At 76.6% G+C, this 830-nt stretch carries 1 protein-coding gene; it reads left to right on the top strand.

Going from position 1 to position 830, the window contains the following annotated elements:
- On the top strand, positions 1-830 hold an 830-nt coding region (locus tag PROKR_RS37530), incomplete at both ends, for a dynamin family protein (protein ID WP_036966923.1).

Below are 830 nucleotides of genomic sequence, written 5' to 3'. Positions count from 1 at the left end.
GAGCGCGGCGGTCTGTCCGCCGAGCACACCGTCGTCGCGCTGGCCGGGGCCACGGGGTCGGGCAAGTCGTCGGTGCTGAACGCGGTGGCCGGGTTCGCGATCGCGCAGCCGGGCGTGCGGCGTCCGACGACGTCGCACCCCATGGCCGCCGTCTGGGGCGACGGCGCGGACCCGCTGCTGGACTGGCTGGAGGTCGGCCGCCGGCACCATGTCGGCGCGGGCAGCAGCGGACCGTCGCCGGCCGGACCTTCCTCGCGGGTCGAGCCCGCCGAGACCCCTGAGACCGGTGGTGAGGTCCCGACAAGCTCGACCGGCGGAGCGGAGGGCTCCACCTCCGCCTCAGCCCGCGGTCCCTTCCGCCGGCGCACCCCGGCCGGTGACACCACCGGCCTCGTCCTGCTCGACCTGCCCGACCACGACTCGGTCGTGACCGAGCACCGCATGCGCGCGGAGCGCCTGGTGCAGCGCGCCGACCTGCTGGTCTGGGTGGTGGACCCGCAGAAGTACGCCGACGCCGCGCTGCACGAGGGCTTCCTGCGCCCGCTCGCCGGGCGCGCCGAGGTGGTGGTCGTCGCCCTCAACCAGGCGGACCGGCTGACGCCGGAGGAGACGTCGGCGATGCTGGCCGACCTCAAGCGGCTGGTGGCCGAGGACGGCCTGGACGGCGCGCGCGTGCTCGCGGTCTCGGCGAAGACGGGCCAGGGCATGGACGACCTGCGGGGACTGCTGGCGAAGGCCGCGGCCAAGCGGGAGGCCGCGACCGCCCGGCTCGCGGCGGACCAGCGGGTCGTGGCGCAGCGGATCGTCGACGAGTGCGGCACGCCGCCGCC

The organism is Promicromonospora kroppenstedtii DSM 19349 (genome assembly GCF_000515355.1).
In the GTDB taxonomy this organism is placed as follows: Bacteria; Actinomycetota; Actinomycetes; order Actinomycetales; family Cellulomonadaceae; genus Promicromonospora; species Promicromonospora kroppenstedtii.
The sequence above is the reverse complement of the archived record's forward strand: the minus strand, read 5'-3'. Positions and strand labels throughout refer to the sequence as shown.